This is a genomic window from Streptosporangium sp. NPDC005286, from assembly GCF_040607515.1.
Taxonomy (GTDB): domain Bacteria; phylum Actinomycetota; class Actinomycetes; order Streptosporangiales; family Streptosporangiaceae; genus Streptosporangium.
Genome location: NZ_JBEXGU010000004.1, coordinates 79466 through 97063, shown reverse-complemented (window position 1 = coordinate 97063; position 17598 = coordinate 79466). Strand labels below are relative to the sequence as shown.

7 protein-coding genes are annotated in these 17598 nt (G+C 69.4%); 3 read left to right on the top strand and 4 right to left on the bottom strand.

Annotated features, from left to right (window positions below):
• Positions 1-6: 6 nt before the first annotated feature.
• The 4 genes from pglZ to pglW are packed head-to-tail and all read right to left on the bottom strand — an operon-like array spanning position 7 to position 15113.
• On the bottom strand, positions 7-2904 hold the full coding sequence (pglZ, locus tag ABZU75_RS03075; RefSeq protein ID WP_355548893.1) for a BREX-2 system phosphatase PglZ: 2898 nt from the start codon (positions 2902-2904) through the stop codon (positions 7-9).
• Positions 2904-6824, bottom strand: coding sequence for a hypothetical protein (locus ABZU75_RS03070; RefSeq protein ID WP_355548890.1), 3921 nt, complete (start codon positions 6822-6824; stop codon positions 2904-2906). Before ABZU75_RS03070 ends, pglZ begins: the two co-directional genes overlap by 1 nt.
• 52 nt (positions 6825-6876) lie before the next feature.
• Positions 6877-10464: a BREX-2 system adenine-specific DNA-methyltransferase PglX gene (gene pglX / locus ABZU75_RS03065; protein ID WP_355548887.1), complete on the bottom strand. Its 3588-nt coding sequence runs from the start codon at positions 10462-10464 to the stop codon at positions 6877-6879.
• Positions 10461-15113, bottom strand: a complete 4653-nt coding sequence (gene pglW / locus ABZU75_RS03060; RefSeq protein ID WP_355548884.1) for a BREX system serine/threonine kinase PglW — start codon at positions 15111-15113, stop codon at positions 10461-10463. Before pglW ends, pglX begins: the two co-directional genes overlap by 4 nt.
• Before the next feature lie 328 nt (positions 15114-15441).
• Between pglW and ABZU75_RS03055 the strand changes: the two genes are divergently transcribed.
• From ABZU75_RS03055 to ABZU75_RS03045, 3 genes are all read left to right on the top strand, one after another.
• Positions 15442-17073 carry an integrase gene (locus ABZU75_RS03055; RefSeq protein ID WP_355548881.1) on the top strand — a complete coding sequence of 544 codons (1632 nt, stop codon included), beginning with the start codon at positions 15442-15444 and terminating at the stop codon, positions 17071-17073.
• Positions 17074-17151: 78 nt separating this feature from the next.
• The gene (locus tag ABZU75_RS03050; protein WP_355548878.1) at positions 17152-17292 is read left to right on the top strand and encodes a hypothetical protein; all 141 of its coding nucleotides are present in this window, start codon (positions 17152-17154) and stop codon (positions 17290-17292) included.
• Entirely contained in the window at positions 17274-17417 is a 144-nt protein-coding gene (locus ABZU75_RS03045) for a hypothetical protein (RefSeq protein ID WP_355548876.1), read from the top strand. The genes ABZU75_RS03050 and ABZU75_RS03045 overlap by 19 nt, the downstream gene beginning before the upstream one ends.
• Positions 17418-17598: the final 181 nt, after the last annotated feature.

Here is a 17598-nt window from a genome sequence, read left to right as displayed (position 1 = left end):
TGCCGCCTATCCCAGTTCGAACTGATCGCGGAGCAGCCCCACGTTCAGCCGCAGCGTGCGCCCGTCCGGAAGGGTCTCCAGCACCTGCACCCCGTCGTAGTTGAGGAGCTGGCCCAGGACGGCGGCGAAACCGTCGGCGCGGGTCGCCGGGTAGTCGACGCGCTGAGCCAGGGCGGTGGCGGGGAGCGCACCGGTGTCGAGCAGGGCCCGCACCGCCTTCTCGACCTTGTCCATGGGGGGCTTGCGGGCCAGCAGACCCACCTGGGCCTGGAAGATCTCCGATGCCAGCAGGCCGCTGACCAATGCGTCGTCGGGCGAGACCGGCCGAAGGGTGAGAAGGGCGTCATCTCCCCCGGGGGCCAGCACCACGTCGAAGAGCGCGTCGTGCGTCTCGGCGTGAGCTCTCGCCGCCTTCGACGGTTTGCCGCGCCGCTTCGGCTCGGGCGCCGCCGGGACGACCGGGAGGACCGGGGCGGGGCGGACGGCCTCCGCTTCCAGGGACCACCATGCCGGACGTTGGTCACCGAGTTCACGCCAGCCTCTGGGCGGCTCGGCGCCGAAGGGCAGGAACGCCAGAACTGGGATAGTGAACTCGGCGAGCGAGGCGCCGCCGTGGTAGCCGGCCTTCTGCGACGTGTAGCGGGAGTCGGCGTCCCACAGGGCCACGATCCCGGTGCCCGCCTCCGCCCCCACCACCCGCGGGCCGGACAGGGCGATCTCGGTCTCACCCAGCGGTCCGCCGGGCGTCCGGTGCCGGGCGGAGGCGATGCCGTCGCCGCCGACCTTCACTCCGTGGCGGTCCACGACATGTCCGTGATCGCTGGTGAGGATCACCGCCATGCCCTGGGCCGCGGCCACCCGCAGCAGCTCCCGCAGCTTGCCGATCTGGTCGAGCCGCCAGGCGCCGTCACCGAGCTTCTGCTCCTTGGCGAGCCGGTCGTCGACGGTGTTCAGCACGACCGCGACATGCGTGCGTTCGTCGGCGAGGGCTTCGGTCAGTTCCGGCCCGAACGGGTCGCCGACGCTCTCTCCCCGCAGGTCGTCCTTGTGGAAGACGGCGGCCCCGGCTCCGCCCCAGAACCGGTGCGCGGGGAAGAGCCGCTTCTCGTCGGCCTGCGTACCCTTCATCAGTTTCCCGGCGAACAGCGACGTCCGGGAGACCGCGGTCAGCGTCGGAAGGGCGGCCGCCATGGCACGCCGCCTCGGCGGCCGATCCGCCAGGTCCGGCACCGGATCGTATTCGGCCCACTGCCGGCGTAGCTCCTCACCCAGCTCGGCGGCGATCGCCGCGCTCATCCCGTCCAGGACCAGCAGGAGCACCCGTCGTTCCGTCTTGGAGGCCACGACCGGTTTCACGACCCGCGTGAGGAAGGACTCCACGGTCAACATCGAACCGGGAGCCGTGCCCGCCGCCGTCCATCCGGCGAGTGCCCTGGTGAAGGACCGGTCGATCTCACGTCGTTTCCTGCGAACCCGGCCGCCCAACGCGTCGTACGCGGCTCTCAGCACGGGTTCGGAATCGCCACCCGCCTCGATGTGCTCCAGCGCCTGATCCACCCAGCCGGTCTCGGCGCTGTGGCGTTCTATCGCCGCCGCCACCGTCTCGCTCTCATCGGCCGGGTCGGTCGCGAGCCACTGTGCGAGCCGCTGCCCCATCCGTGCCCGCTCGATCCGCACCCGCACGTCCGGATCGGCGGCCATCTGGTGCGCGGCCAGGGCTCGTACGGCCTGCGCGATCCCACGGGGCTCGTCGCCGGCCAGTGCCTGCCCGGCCTGCGCGAACCGCGCCTCCAGTCCGGCTGCCAGCACCGGGCTGGCCTCTGTCGCGGTCTCGGCGCCGAACTGCCGCGCCAGGGCCCCTGCTCGGTCCAGCACCGTGCTGATGATCCGCCACGCCTCGCGCGCCGCCTCCTCGTCCCCGTCGGCACGGCTCGCCTCAAGCAGCGCGGTGACGAACTCCTCGCAGGATCGCCCGAAGGTGGCCACCAGCGTGTCCAGGGCCTCGCCGACCGCGGGCGACTCCTCCCCGAACCACCGCTCGGCCCGTCCTCGCACCCGGTACGTCTGGGTGTCGTCCTCGGCGTGCAGCCACAGGGCCGCGCACACCAGCCCGAACGACACCGCGTCCGCTCCATGTTCGGCTCCCACCAGCGCGAGCAGTGCCCGCCCGGTGAGCCCGGCCTGGTCCTCCTCACCGAGGAACGCCGAGAGCCCGGCGCGTTCCGGTCCGCGCAGGGCGAGCAGCCTTTCGGGCCCACCGGGGGTGAGCGACCAGCGCAGCAGGGTGTGCGTGTCGAGACTGTCTGCGTCCCGCGCCCGGTCGGTGCCCTGCTTCCCGTCGGCGTCGTAGCGGCCGAGGCGCATGCGGCGCAGCGCGAGTGCCGACAGCGCGGTACGGCGGGACAGCACTCCTCCTGCGAGCGGCGGCCAGCCGCCCGGCGGGGTGGCGTCGAGAAGTGCTTCGGCGGCCCAGCCCGCGGCCCTCAGTCGCGGGTCGACCTGCTCGGCGCCGAACGCGTCCCGCACCACGTTCCAGCTGTCGACGGTCTCGATGCGCGGTCTGTGGGCGCGGGCGAGGATCGCCGGGTCGAGTTCGGTCTGCTCCCGGTCGGTCAGCACCACCAGCACCTCGGGTCCTGCGGCCGTGGCGGCCAGATGACCGAGCACCAGCTCATGCACGGCCAGCGGCGACGGGGCCGCCGCGACCCGGGCTCGCCGCCCCTCGCCCCAGGTCAGTTCCCCGGGGCCGTCCCACTGGGGCACGGATCGCAGTAGGACGACCCGTCGCCGCCCGTCGCCCGTGAGGGAGCCCGCCAGCGACGACTGGGACGACAGGAACTGGGTGACGGTCGCGGCGGTCAGCCGCATCGCACCCGTGCCCCCGATGGTGACCGCTGTGCTCATCAGTCCGCAACCTGCCAGGTGATCTCGATGGTGACGCCCGGTTCGCTGGCCGCCAGTTCGGCCAGCTCCGCCTGCAGATCCTCGACCGCCCTGGCCGCCGTCGTACGTCTGCGGCCTGAGCGACGCACTCCGTTGGAACCGGTGCCGACGCCCTGTCCGCCCTCCTCGCGCTCGGGCAGGCGCGGGTCGCTGGTCGGCGTGTTCAGGCTCACGTCCCCCGCACCCCGGACCGGCAGTGTGGGCGCAGGCGGGGTGGGTGCGGGCGGCGCCGGAACGGGACGCTGGTTGCGCTTGACCAGCGCGGTGACCTCGCGGCGGGTATGGCTCAGCGCATCGATGAGATCGGCCGTCCGCTGGTCGGCCTGCGCCACCCCGCGCAGGGATTCCAGCAGTGCCCGGCCTTCGACCCCCTGTCCCTCGGCCAGTTCCAGCGTGTCCCAGGCCGCCGCCACCAGCGCCTGCGCGACATCATGTGCCCGCTTGATGGAGGTCCCGTACCGGTCGGCGCTCACCGATCCGAGGTCGAAGCGGGCCAGAGCCTCGACGGTCTTCTTCGCTCCGCTCGCCCCGGCCGCGCCCTGCCCGGCGGCCACCAGCGTCTTCAGCAGGTCAGACGAGCGCCGGGCGAGCGCGAGACGCCCGGCCTCGTCGGTCTCGTCCAGACCGAGGAACGCGGCATGTGTCTCCAACCGGCGGACCAGTTCCGCCGCCTGCTCCTGGTGGGCGCGGGCGGACTCGATGATCTGCCTGGCGAACTGGTTCACCATCCGCCCGCGCCGCAGCACCGGCGGCTTGGCCCCGAAGACGGTCTCGTACCGCCGCCGGGCCTCGTCCCAGTCGTCCTCGCCGGGCAGCGGCTGGCTGCGCAGCGCGTCGCCCGGCTTGATCTGGGACAGCTCGGGCGCCGGATCGAGCGGGTTCCCGCCGCGTACCCACACCCGGTCGTCCATCTCCGCGAACGCGGCGACGACCAGGTGGGCGAGGAACGGCTCCAGGCCACGACTGTCCGGCCGGTCCGTCCAGCCGACGAGGGTGACCAGGCTCAGGTCACCGGTGACACCCTCCGTCTGCGCCATCCGCCGGAAGTGGTCGGCCCAGCGGGTGGACAGCTCGAAGTACGCCTCCTTCTGCTGCCCAAGCCCGAGCGGCTGGGCCACCCGTTCCATCAGCTTGCGGTCCTTCTCCGGCACCTCGACCCGCCTGTCACGTGCCTCGGCCGCCGCCCGCAGGTGACCGAAGACGACCTTGGCGTCGGCCGGTCTGACCGCGACGCCGGTGCCCTGCGGGTCGAGGTCCGGATGCGCGGGGAACTGGTGGGCGAGTAGCTTGCCCGCGATGTCCCTGATGGCCTCGTGCATCGGCTTCGCGAACGAGACGTTCAGGCCGCTGATGTCGGGCAGCGGCGCGAGGTGGTCGTCAAAGCCCAACTCGACATCGGACGCCTTCTTGTCCGCCAGACCGTACGCCTGCTTGAAGGCGGTCTTCACCTGCTTGAGCAGGGCTCCGCACTGGGTCTCCAGCAGTCCTTTGGCGCGTGCCCGGTTGTCGGCGTTGAGATGGACCGCGTACTGCGTGGCGAACCGGTTCTCGTCGGCGAGCGCCTTGTCGATGACGACGAGCTTGCGGAAGTCCGCGAACCGCTGGGCGGAGAGGTGGGTGGGCACCCACGCGACCGTGCGGGACCGCTCGCCCTGCCGCTCGCGCAGGGCACGGATCCGGTTGACGTCGTCGACCGGACCGTACGCTCCCTCGTCGAAGGGCAGGTCGATGACGATCCGCCACCTACCGTCGATCTGCGGCTGCAGGTCGTGGTCGAGCAGGTCGTCCTCGTCGGCGATGTTGCCGAAGATCACTTCTACCGAGCGGCTGGATCCCTTCCAGACGAAGTTCAGATCGTCGGCGCCGAGCCTTCCGTCCGAGAGGTCCACCACCAGTTCCTTGGCGAGCAGCCGCCTGGCGAGCGCCATCCGGTTACCGGGGTTGTCGTTGACGGCCGCGTTGGCGATGACCGAGTCGACGTCCACACCGGAGAGTTCCAGCCGCACGCCCGCGTTGGCACCGGTGCCGGTCTCCTTGATCTCGGGGAAGCGGGCGGCCCACTCGGCCACCTTGCTCTTGATGATGCCGACCTCGCTACCCGGGATCGGCGCCGTCACCGAGCCGTGGTTGAGCGCGCCGAGCCGGCGGATCGTCAGGTCGCTGAGGGCGGGCACGCTCGGTGCGAGCGCCGAGAGCAGCAGCGTGCACACGAGGCGGTTGTCGCCGACGAACGACTTGCAGCGCTGGGCCAGCTCGGGGTCGGTGACGGTCTCGGGCCGATGTAGGTACTGCTCGACGTCGTCCTCGCTGACGTCGTAGGAGGTGAGCAGGTAGTTCCGGAGCTTGGTCCGGTACAGCTTGTCGGCGGCGTCGAAGACCACCTTCAGGCTGTCCACGAACGGTTTGTCGCCGCCGTCGGCGATCACCGGATACAGGTCGCCCACCGGGACCAGATCCCCGAGCCGCAGGTCGTCCCGGTGCTCGGCGAGCAGTTGCCCCATCAGCTTCAGGCCGGTACGGGAGCGCTGCAGCGCGGAGGAGATGTGCACCAGGGTGTCCATGAAGGCGGGAGAGAAGGGATACGTCAGCCGGAACGCCTCCTCGTCCGTCCCCGTCGTCCCCTGGTCCGAACCGAGCAGCGTGTCCCACACCTGCGGGCCGACCTTCTTGGTCTGCTCGAACGCCGCAGCGACCAGCGCCTCCTTGCCCTCCTTCGGCTTCAGGAGACGGGCGTGCGCGATCTGCGGGAGGTTGCGGTCCTCCAGTGTGATCTTGTCGAACCGTCCCGAGGCGAGGTTCAGCGTGTCCTGGATCGACGCCTCCGCCGCGCCCGACACCTCCTCGCCGACCAGTTCGCGCAGGTCGCGCTGGCGCGCGATGAACGAGACGATGGGGATGGCCCGCCGGGCGTCCCCGCCCTCCACGAAGTTCGTGATCTTACTGGCCTCGCGGGCCACGAACCTCTGGTCGTGGATGAGCGTCGCGAGCCACAGGATCAGCTCATCCATGAAGAGGATCAGGCCGTCGTAGCCCAGCGACTTGGCGTGCTCGGCGATCACGGACAGACCGGCGTCGAGGGAGACGAACCCGTGCTCGTCCTCCGCCGCGTTCCTCGCGAACCCGGGCAGCAGGTTGGTGCTCGCGTCCTGCACGAGCTTGGCCCGCAGCTCGGTCGGGGTGGTCGGGTGCACCAGGTTCAGCGACCTGCCGGTGTCGTGTGTCTCCTCGGCCGCGAGTGCCGCGTCGAGTAGCTCGGGCGTCCAGGTGAACGAATCGCCCCACTCGTCGTCCTCGTCACCGTCCCCGCCGCCGGAGCCGACGTCGAGACCGAGGCCGTTGATGACCGCCTCGTCCCCCATCCGCGCACGCATGGCCCGGATATCGGTGAACAGGGAGTCGGTCCGGTACACCTGCGGCGTCGGCGCCTGCGGATGCAGCTTCTTGACGTGGCTGACATAGCCGCCCAGCACCCGCTGCTCCAGGGCTTTCGCACCGAGCATGTGATACGGCACCAGGAGGAACCTCTTGCCGTCGGTGTCCAGCCATTCGTGCTTGGTGAGCACGGGATCGAAGTCGCGGCGCGCACGAGCCGCCGGGGCACCGCTGAGCAGCGCGTACAGCACCGCCATGAAGTGCGACTTACCGGAACCGAACGAGCCGTGCAGGTAGGCCGCCTTCGACGTGCGCCCGTCGAGAGCGGCCTTGATCAGATCGAGCGCCTCTTCGAGGTTCTTCCGCAGCCGGTCCGTGACGACGTAGTCCCTGAGCGCGTGCTCGGTCCCCTCGGGTGTCACCGCCTCGGCGAGGCTCAGCACGAAGTCCGAGGTGGAGATGGACTCCTTGATGTCGATGACATCCCGGAGGAGGGGCTGCTCTGCCATGAGGTCTCTCGCTCTCCTTCGCTTCCCCTGCGTCTACGTCGTCTCGGTCCGGCTACTTCTTCTTGGCGGTACGGCGTCCGCGGACCGGCGCGGACGGGCCCCAGTCCCGCAGGGCGTCATCGGTCAGGCCATGCTCGCCCTGGATCTGCTGCCGGTAGCTCGCGAAGAAGTCGGCGGGAGAGCCGCTGTACATCGCGTCGAACTCGTGGTGCCACTGCCGCAGCCACGGCTGAAGTTCCAGCAGACCCGCGAGGAGCGGGGCGATCTCCTCGGTGGACAGGGCATGGTTGGTGAAGTAGGTGGCCAGCGCCTGCGCCTGCTCCCGGTGGTCCCAGCCCGCCCAGCCGTACAGGTCGGGGACGCCCGAGGTGGTCGCGGGGTAGGAGATGAACCGCTCCTTGGGCACGTCGAGCTTGCCGCGCGCCCGCCAGTAGGAGGGCTTGACGAAGTCGGCCGAGGTGTACTTCGGCGGTACGGGGATCGAGTCCCGGATCTTCCGCTTGGCGGGCTCGTCCTGGGCGGCGTCCTCCTGGCGCTGGAGGTCCCAGACGTGCTCCCAGTCGGCGCGTTTCTTCAGCCCGCTCGGCTTGTAGCGCAGGGCGGCGAGGAACGGGACGTGCTCGTCGGCGAGGAGGTCGGCGACCACGGCCGCCAGCTCCCTGCGGGGGGCGTAGAGGGCCACTACGGAGACGAAGTCCTCATCACGGGAGAGGGCATCGGCGAGCCGGGCGAGCGTGACGACGGCGGGCTGGCCATTCTCGTCGTACCAGTGCTCCCGAGTCTCGACCCGGTCCAGTAGCCAGGACCGGAGAGCCTTCTCCTGGAGCACGTCCCAGCCTTCGGTCGCCCACCGGCGCTTGTATTCGGGGCGCTCGATCATGCCGATGGCGCGGGAGGACTCGATGGCGTCGATGCGCTTCTGGACAATGTGCTTGTACGGCTCGGGCCAGTGCGCAGGGATCTCCATGATCGGTGTGGACCCGTGCCGCTTGAACCATTCATCAGGCGCCTCCCCTTTGGCAACCCGGCGGGAAAGCACGATCTCAAAGGCCCGCTCCCCGAGGGCGAGTTCAGGCACGTCGACCTCATCCGGCGTACGCAGGTCCTCAGGGTGGAGGTTATAGAGCGAATAGACCTGCCAATCCAACTCCTCTTGGCGGGCGATCATACGAGCGTGGATAGATTCCCAGGCGACCTTCGCTTCACGAAGGGTAACTGCAGTGGGGACTCCCGTCGCTATGACAGCAGAAGGACTGTTGGTGGCAAGCTGCTGGGCGAGGCCGTCCAATGCCGAACCGAGGGCGATGGGGTAATCCACCGACAGAGGAAACACAGCAACATTAGTACCGTTAAACTGATAGAAACGTTCCCACATCTCGGTCTTGATGCCGGACTGATATCCTTCGCTCCCCTTGCTGTGGCAGGTCATCTTGAGCCAGAGACAAGCGGTAGAGCTGTTGAGCAGCCCGAGCAGCCGAAGGTGCTCTTCTTCGGTCGCGTTCTTCCTCAGCTTAATTACCGGCGCGGTCTGCTTGAAAACCTTCCCACCTCGGTCTAATACAAAGTGATTGTGTGTTGCCACCTCAGCGAACGAGATTGACAGCGGTGTACGGTAAGCCGAGGCGGTGTACTGCATGTAGTGCCACCACTCGAGACCGGCATCAGCCATGTCCCCTTGGAAAGTACGTCGCGTTTCAAGCACGCGGCGCAGCGGCCAAAGCTCAGTTTCTATGTCGCCGGGCTGAAGTTCTTTCGCGTAGGGGAACCAGATTACTTCATCAGGTCGAGCACCCCAATCACGGACGGCTTCGCCCACCATGAGTGGACGCAGTCCTTCCCTACTGGCAATAGTTCGATAGCTGCTGCGAAACGGCCGAATGTATGCCTCATCGGCGCCAGCCCGAATCGCACGACCAATAGGCGGTTCGATCACACTGTTCATGCAAAGCACACTGGCTTGATCGAGCTGCTCAACCATCTCAAGCCCACCGTCGACAAGAATCCAGGGCTGCTTTCCAAAGTAGCGCTCACGATCAAGGTCATCGACAGATACCCACTGGCTGACAGATTCGGGTTTGTCAATCTGATCCGCTATGGCGTTCCAGACCAGTCCGTCCTCACCGTTCTCCGGCACGGACAACTCGCCCTGAATGCTCCGGACCGTACGAACGGTCTCCGACCGCATCTTTCCTGCGCGGCACGTGCCAACAAGGATCACCGTCGGCGTCCCATGCCCGGGGATATAGGCACCCGATGTGTCGATGACCTCGGTTAGCTCGACTTTGTGCGCGAAAAACTCCTCGATCAGCTTGGTACCGAACTCCCGCTTCATGAAAGAGTTTGCCGTGATCTGTCCAACCATGCCGTACCGGCGCCCGTCGGTGTCACCCTGTTTGGCCAGTTCGAAGAACCTCTGCGCAAACGGCACCGACAACGCGTACGTTCCCGCACATGCGTCATACAGCCCCCGGTACAGCTCGTTGAGCTTCTTGTCCTTGACCGTGATGTATGGAGGGTTCCCCACCACCACGTGATAACGGCCCGACTCCAGGATGCGCGGGTGCTCGTGCACGTCCTCTGTGGCGTACGCGAACTCCGCCAGCGGGTCGTGCGACGCCTCGTCGCCCAGTTTCAGCTCAAGCTGCCGCTCCTTGATCAGCGAGTCGCCCACCGCGAGGTGGATCGGCCAGTCGTACTTGGCCGCCTCCGCCATCGTCCGCACGCCCGAGGCGGCCATCGCGGCGACCAGCAGGCGGAAGCGCGCGATCGCCACCGCGAACGGGTTCAGGTCCACCCCGTGCACCGAGTCCAACGCCGCCCGTACCCGCTCGTGCCGCTCAACGTCCGGCCGGCGCTCGGCCCAGAGCCGCACCAGCCGCCGGAACGCACCCAGCACGAAGTGACCAGACCCGCACGTCGGGTCGATCATCCTCAGCTCTTCGTAACCGAACTCCCGCACCGCCGGGTTCATCGTCCGGTCGAGGATGAACTCCTCCACGAACTCCGGGGTCTGGAGCAGCGCGTACGTCTTGCGCGCCGCCTCGGACAGGTCCTGGTACAGATCCCCCAGGAAACGGGTGTCCCAGCCTGCCGTGCCGTCCTCGTTCAGCCGGTCGGTGAAGTCGTGGACGAGCACGCCCGCCTCGTCCCGCTCGCGCCAGAACTCGACCAGCCCGCGCGCCCCGTCATGCGAGAGCGGGATCTGGAAGAGCGGGTTGTGCGCCGGGTCGAACAGCAGCTTTCCGGCCTGGCCCGCGCCCAGCTCCGCGAAGGCACGTTCCAACCAGCCTCGGTAGGTCGGGTCGGGGTCCTCCTCGACGTACGCCTCGTACCGGGTCTGGGCCAGGTCCCGGCGCTCGGCGTCCGGAGCCGTCAGGTAGGGCTCGGGGACCAGCTCGTTGTCCTCGCAGAAGCGCACGAAGACCGTGCCCAGCACCCATGCCACCGCGACCTGGGTGACGCGCTCGTCGAGCCAGGAGGTCCAGGTCGCCGCCGTACGCCCCAGCTTGCGCGCCTGGTCGTACTCGGCGCGCAGTCGCGTCCCGACCTCCGGCAGGGCTTTGACCTGCTTGGCGAGATCGGTCTCGACTGCCTTGACCTGCCGCTTCAGGTCGTCCAGCAGAGCCTTGCGGTTGATCACCTGATGTCTCCCAACGCCTTCTGCCTCTGCTCGCCGGCCCGGTGCGTGTTGGTCACCCACGAGTCCGGAAGCTCGATCCACTCACCCAGGCCCGCCTGGTACGGCACGGCGACCGCGCCCAGCCTCGGCTCGCGCGCCGGGTCGCCCTGCGGGCAGAGCAGCCACAGGCCGCGCCTGCCCTGCCGGGCCGCCGCCGCCAGCCCGTCCAGGACGCCCATCGCGTCGTACCGGGCGAACGCCGCGGCATCGATCAGCAGCACCGGGCCGGTACCCGTCTCCAGCAGGTCGCGCACCTTCGGCTCGATCCGCCCCCAGGCCGTGCGGGCGTACTCGGCGAACTTCAGTGCCGCCCTCGTGCCGGGCTCGGCGATATCCGCGCGCAGCAGGGTGTCCCAGGTCGGCTTCGTCCCCGGCGGCACCAGCTCGTGCATGACCTGAAGGAAGAGCTCGGTCACCGAGACCACCTCGGCCTCGAACCTGCCGGACTCGGCCGCGAGCTCGGCGACCGCCTGCCGGCTCAGTCCCGCCCGCACGGTCAGCACCCGGAACCCGTCCCTTCGCACGGAGGCGGAGAGCCGCTCCTCCGTACGGACCGCACCCGCGATCTGGGGGTCGTCGGCGTACCTGGTGGCCCCGCTGCTGTACGTGGTGTGGCGCCAGGCGCGCACGGTCAGGTAGCTGGAGGCGATGTCCATGCGGGTGGGCAGGTAGCGCAGGGTTCCGGTGTCGTCCCGGGTGAACAGGGTGAGATCGAAGCCCGCGTCGCGGAGTGCCTTGGTCAGCGCTCCCCCGGTGGGCAGAGCGCGCCCACCCCGGCCGTCCGTCAGCTCGGGGAACCGGGCGCGTAGCCGCTCGTGAACGTCCTCGCCGGTCAGGCCCGGCTGCCGCCCCTCGGGCACACCGGGGATCAGCCGCACCAGCCCCGCCTGGGTGAGCCGCAGGGCCCGCACCAGTGGCAGGTCACGGGGGTAGATCTCCAGCCTCGGTGTGGCGGCGGCGTTCCTGGACGCGGTGACGGCGAGCTCGACCATGCGCCGCTCATCCCACTCGATCGCGCCCGGCGGCGGAGTGATCGCTCCCAGCTCGGCCAGCACGGTCGTCGCGGTCGGCAACGTGTCGAGCTTGGCGAGACGGTCGGCGACCCGCCCCAGGCGGTGCGCGTAGTCCAGCAGGCCGGGCGCGGACGGGGTGTCGGGCGCGTCGTTCTCGCCGACCTCCAGGGCCAGCAAGCCCGCGCCGATCACCTCGTCCCTGGCCTCGCGGTTGGCTGCGTGCCGGAACTCGCTCTCCTCGGGGACGAGCTGTTCCACCTCCACCACGGCCCGTACCGCGGCCAGGGCGAGTGCCCGGCGCTGCTCGTGCCCCTGCAGGCGGGTGCCGCGCCGTACCGTCAGCGCGTCGGCGATCTCAGCGGCGGAGGCGACCCGGCCAAGCCCAGCCAGGAGATCCAGGATCTCCTGCCGCAGCGTCCGCACCGCCGGGAGCTTCTTCCAGCGGGTCCGCTGGGTCTTCAGCATCTGCGGGATACGACCGGCGCTGAGGCCCAGCGTGTCGGCGATCTTCCGCTGCTTCGGCCAGACGTCGATGTCGGGCAGTTCGCCGCGCTCGTCGGGCAGGCGCAGCAGCAGCCGCACCATCTCGACCTCGTTACGGTTCGACTCGTTCTTCCTCAGCTCCGGCACCAGCAGCGTGACGAGGGTGTCGAGGCTGACGGAACGCAGGGCGCGTCGCGGTAGGTCGTCCGCCCCCTCACCGACGGCGAGGGCGTTCACCAGCGCGGACTCCGCGGCACCGAGCAGGCCCAGTTCCTCCGCGGCGGCGCGGCGGCCCTCCGGGGTGAGCGGGGAGACGGGTGCCTGGCGGAGGCGCTCGCCCCACTCACGCTGGCGGCGCTGGATCTCGTTACGGGTCTTGGCTCCGAGACCGGGGGCGTTGACGAGATTGCGCTGGCTGTAGTCCAGCAGCTCACCCACCGTCGTCACGCCCAGCCCGTACAGGAACGACTCGGCGGCCGGGGTCAGACCGGCGGCCGACAGATGGGTGTCACGGGTGACCTCCGCGGCGAGCCGGTCGCGCTGCCGCTCTGCGGACTCCGGCTCGGCATCGGCGATCGCCGGAGCGACGTCCGCCGAGTCGGCCTGCTCGGACACGGCGGGTGCCGGGTGCCGGGAGACGCGCGGTCCGGACGGGACCGTCTCCGCCATCTCCAGGAAAATCCTCTTCCAGGCATCCCGCATCGGCTTGAGATCGCTGAAGCGCCGCGCGACGTCCCGGTGCAGAGCCTTCCTGAAGAAGGCGACAAGCCCGTCCCGGACGGCGGGGTCGAACGCGTCGGCGGCGACCGCCGGGACCGGCCATTCCTCGGGGTCGGTCTGGCGGGGCGACACCTTGCCGTCGCCCCACTTGGGCAGCTCCCCCGAGGCCATCTCGTGCAGGGTGACCGCGACCGCGTACCGTTCGGCGTGGGCGTCGTACACCGAGCGCGTCAGCGTCCCGATGAACGGGTCGAGGTAGCCGTCCGTGCCGGCCTCCGTCTCCTGCACCGGGTATCCGGCCAGCGAGAAGTCGATCAGCACCAGTTCACGGGTGCGGTTGGGGCGCACCCGGATCGCGATGTTGTCCGGTTTGATGTCGCGGTGCCAGACTCCCTCGCCCTCCAGGAAGTCGACCGCCCCGAACAGGTAGTCGCCGTACGCCTCCAGCTGGTCGACCTGGAGTCTGCCGCCCTCGCGCAGCTGCCGCGCCACGGTCTCCGCCCGGCGGCGCGTGCCGTTGCCCGGCTCCCCCTGCTCGTCGGTGTCCCGTTCGTCGCCGACGTACTCCAGGACCAGGACCGTACGGCCGCCGATGACCAGCGGTTCCGGCTCGACCAGCCGGATGACGCGCGAGTCGGCGCGCAACTGCCCCATCACCTCGGCCTCTCGGGCCAGGACCTCACCTCGGCTGTCGGAGAAGGCCACCTTCAGCACAGCGAGGGAGCGGGCACCGCGCACCGTCGGATCGGCCCGCAGGTCCCGTACCAGGAAGGCGCGGCTCGTCGATCCGGTGGCCAGCCTGCGCCGCACCTCCCACCGACCGGCAAGCACGTCACCCGCGACGGCTTCCAGGCAGTCCTTCTCCGGTGCCTGCGTCGGCGCCGCACCGATATCGGCCGGGTCGGAGGCCGGGGAGGTCAGCGAGTCCTCGACGCACTCCAGCATCTCCAGGAACTCGTCGACCGTGGCCAGTCGCCGGGCCGGCTGGTAGGCGGTCGCGGCCTGCACCAGCTCGTCGATGTCCTCCGACAGACCGTCCACGATCGCACTGGGGCGCAGCCCTTCGCCGGCCTCCAGCCGAGCCAGCAACTCGGCCTGGCTCGCGGCCGGGGCCCGGCCCGTCGCCAGGAGATAGGTGAGCACCCCGAGCCCGTACACGTCGAGGGCGATCAGGTCCGGGTTCACCGCGGTCAGCTCGGGGGCGAGATAGGGATCCGAGTCCTCCGCCAGATGGATCGCCGACAGACTCGTCGGGGCGAACCGCGCCGTGCCCTGCGGCTGGACACTGCCACTGCGCTGCGTGGCGATCTGCCAGTCCGATATCTGCAGGTGCGGGGTGAGCCAGGCGGCCTCCTCGCCGACGGCCTGGCCCTCGCGTCCTCGGTTGCGGGGAATCACATGCACGGAGCGGGCGGCCAGCGCACGGTGGTGGATGCGGCTGGAGTGCGCAGAGCGCATCGTCTCGGCGAGTTGCCGCACCATAGCCATTCGACCAAGAATGTCTAGTTTGTTCCCATATTGGACTAGATATTCGTCGAGGCGCAGGGTCTGCGGGTGATAGTCGAAGATAAGGGCGGGACCGGCCGAGTGCCCGGAGGGGTGGTACTGCTTCAACTGGACGACGCCGGGGTGGGGGAATCGGCGCAGTACGGCCGCCTCACGCCGGGCGGCATTCTCCACCGATTTACGGACAGAAGCATCCGAACCTCGCTCCCGCAGATAAATACGGACACGGGCCGATTCGGGTAACTCGCTGTGGCGGGCCAGATAGTCGGCCCAGGTCGGACCGGTATCAAAAGACTTACGCTCCAGTAAATACGGGCCGACCATAAACTCGGCATCGCTACGCCGAATACCGATCCGTTCCAGCGCGGCCTTGATCTCCCGGGAGTCGGTGGGGGTGATCCGACGCCGCTCGTCACGCGCGGGCCGCCGCAGCATCTCCACGAGCTCGTCCACCGTGTGGACACCGTTCTGGTCGTGGACCGGCAGGCGCACCCGCAGCGAGGAGTCGGTGAAGCAGACGGCCGCGCCGACCCACACGCGTTTGCCGTTCTGCTTCAGCAGCCCGGCCAGCTCCTTCGCCTTCTTGTTCACCAGGTGGAGCGGGTTGCCGTGCGGGATACGGCGACCGCTTGGAGTGGTCTGCACCCAGGTGCCGTTTTCGGTGGTCACACTGCCGTGCCAGGCCTTGAGCTCGACCATGCACATGCCGCCGGGGCTGATGACCAGCAGGTCGACTTCCCGCACGTGACCGGTATGAGCGGTGAAGGTGAAATTCGACCAGGCCCGCCAGGGCTCGGCATCCGGCAATTGTTCACGGATGGCTTCCAGGCCGCGGCGCTCGTGGTCGAATTCTGACTCGGTGACCGTTTCCCACCGGCCTTCACGCATGCGCCTACTCCGCCTGTCACCACCGCGTCTCATCGGCCGCTGATCCGAAGCCGAACTCTCCGCACCAGATCGTATCGGCGAGATGCGATATTTGGACAACTTTTAACCAACAAGGGTTGCGAGGTGTACGGTTGGAAATTTTCCGTCAGATCGGGGCTCCGGTAGAGGTGACCAAGAATTTCCAAAAAATGCGGTCGATCAGCGCGATGCCGGGTATCTTCGAGGAGTCGCGAAAGCGAGCACAGGCTTATCCGGGGCTTCATGCCCCCGAGGGCGCGGTCTTCGGACCGCGCCCTCTTTACTTCCCCCGACCCGAGGCTGCGCCGCCATGAACGCGATCCCCATCGGGCGTGACCCCCGATCCGCCTACTCCCGGCACGTCACGACCCGCCTGCTCGACTTCAGCAGCGTCACCACCCCGTGGACCCGCCGGCTGTGGGACGTGAGCTCCATCCTCGCCCTGGAGGAACTGCACGAGGCGGGAGTCTGGGTCGACCGCAGGGTGCTGTCGCAGAGCGCGGTCGACTGGCAGCGCCACACCATGGAGCGGCTCCTCGGCAACGACCCGGCGATGGGATCATCGACCTACCGGCGCGAACTACAGGAGTGCGTCAAGACCACCCTGACACTGGCCAGCGACGGCCGCCGCAAGCTGCGCCACCTCATCGACCTCGCCCGCCCCGGCTACCTGAACCGCTGGGCCGACTGCGTCGCCGTCGACTCCCCGCCCCCGCCGGAGCGGGTCGCCAGGGCCGTCGCCTCCCACCTGCTCGACAGCGGGCACAGCCTCTCCGGCCTGCAGCGCTGGCTTCGCGACGGGCGGCAGAACCTCGCGGTCACGGACCTGCTGTCGGAGGCGGCGGCCCTGCTCGCCGCGCCGCCGCAGGACTGGAGCGTCGTCGTCCCGTTCCAGACCCTGCACCGGCACGAGGAACTGGCCGGGCACCTGCCGCACTGGCGGACGGTGGCCGAGACCCAGATGCTGATCGCGGAGGCAGGGCTCAAGCCCCCAGAGCGGATCGTGGGCTCGCTGATCTTCACCGTGGAGGCGCGAGACTCCACGCTCGCGGTGGAGATCGTCTCCGACCTGGTCGAGCGGATGCAGGCCCGGGCCAGGTTCGCCACGAGCGGACCGGTGCTCCCCCTCGGGGACGCGTACGTCATCGGAGAGGCCAAGCCCGTCCCGCTGCGGCCGCCCGCCCGGGGAGCCCAGGTGCTGTCGCTGGCCGCCGAGCGCCAGCTCTACGTGGTCGGTGGTGAGGTGCAGCGCTTCGGCGAGCAGTCCCGGAGCACGGTCGACGACGCCCTGGAGATCGCCTCCGCCCTCAACCAGGGGCCGCTCGCGCCCGCGATCGCCGGGGGCTGGGCAGCCCTGGAGTCACTGCTCACCGAGGCCCGCGACCCCGACGAGCGGGAGAAGGTGGTGGCCGCCGCCCGTGCCGCCGCCCTCGTGGCCGCCTCCTGGCCACGCGCCGAGCTCACCGCACTCTCCTACCGGATCCGCGAGGTGAAGGACGGCGATCTCGTCGCCCGTCTCGAAGCGTGCGAGTCCAACCGGGGCCGAGCCTCGGTGGTCGCCACCGAGTTGAGGGCCGAGGGTTCCCTCCCCCTCGTCCGCTCCTGGCGGACCGGCAGCGACGCCGCCTCCATCCTGCGCCTGCGTGAGCTGCTCGCCGACCAGAGGCGCGTACTGGATCGGGTGCGGTTCTACCTGGAGGTCTCGCTCCGGCGGCTGTACCGCTGCCGCAATATCGTGCTGCACGGCGGCTCCACCGGGGGCGTCGCGCTGCCCGCCGCTCTCCGCGTGACCGCTCCACTGGTCGGAGCGGCCCTGGACCGTCTCACCCACGCTCACCTGGTCACCGGGGTCTCGCCCATCGCCCTCGCCTCCCGTGCCGAGACCGCCCTGCGCATGGTCGGCGACGACCTGGGGCCGGACCTCTGCGACCTGCTCGAATAGCCTCGGCCAGAGGCTACGAGACGGCATGGACTGCTCATCGGACCGGAGGCCGAGCAGCGCTTCGGGCACCGCCACTTCATGGACCTGACCGCGGGGTTCGCCGCACCGCCGGAGTTCACCGTGCTGCACGGCAGCGTCGAGATCGGCCGTACCGACCACGGTCTGCCGACCTCCGGGCTCTCCACCTCCGGCACCCGCAGGTGGACGACAGGGCGCTGAACGGACTCAAGTTCAACACCGCACTACCGCGCGAACTCGCCGTCGAGACGCTGGCCGCTCGCTTGGCCGACTTCCCCGCCGCGGTCTCGGTCCTCGCCGAACCGACCCGTCTCCTGGTCCGATGACCGAGGCGGTCGTTCTGACTGCTTGAACCTGCCCACACCGGGGTGCGGCAACACACGCGCTCCGGCTACACGACTCCCCCTTCTCCGGCGGTGTCACCGTCGCCCTGAACGACTGACCACGCGCCCCTTTTCCGATCGAACCAAAGGAGGCCGCTCGGCGGTTCAGGCGCGAGGCCCGGAT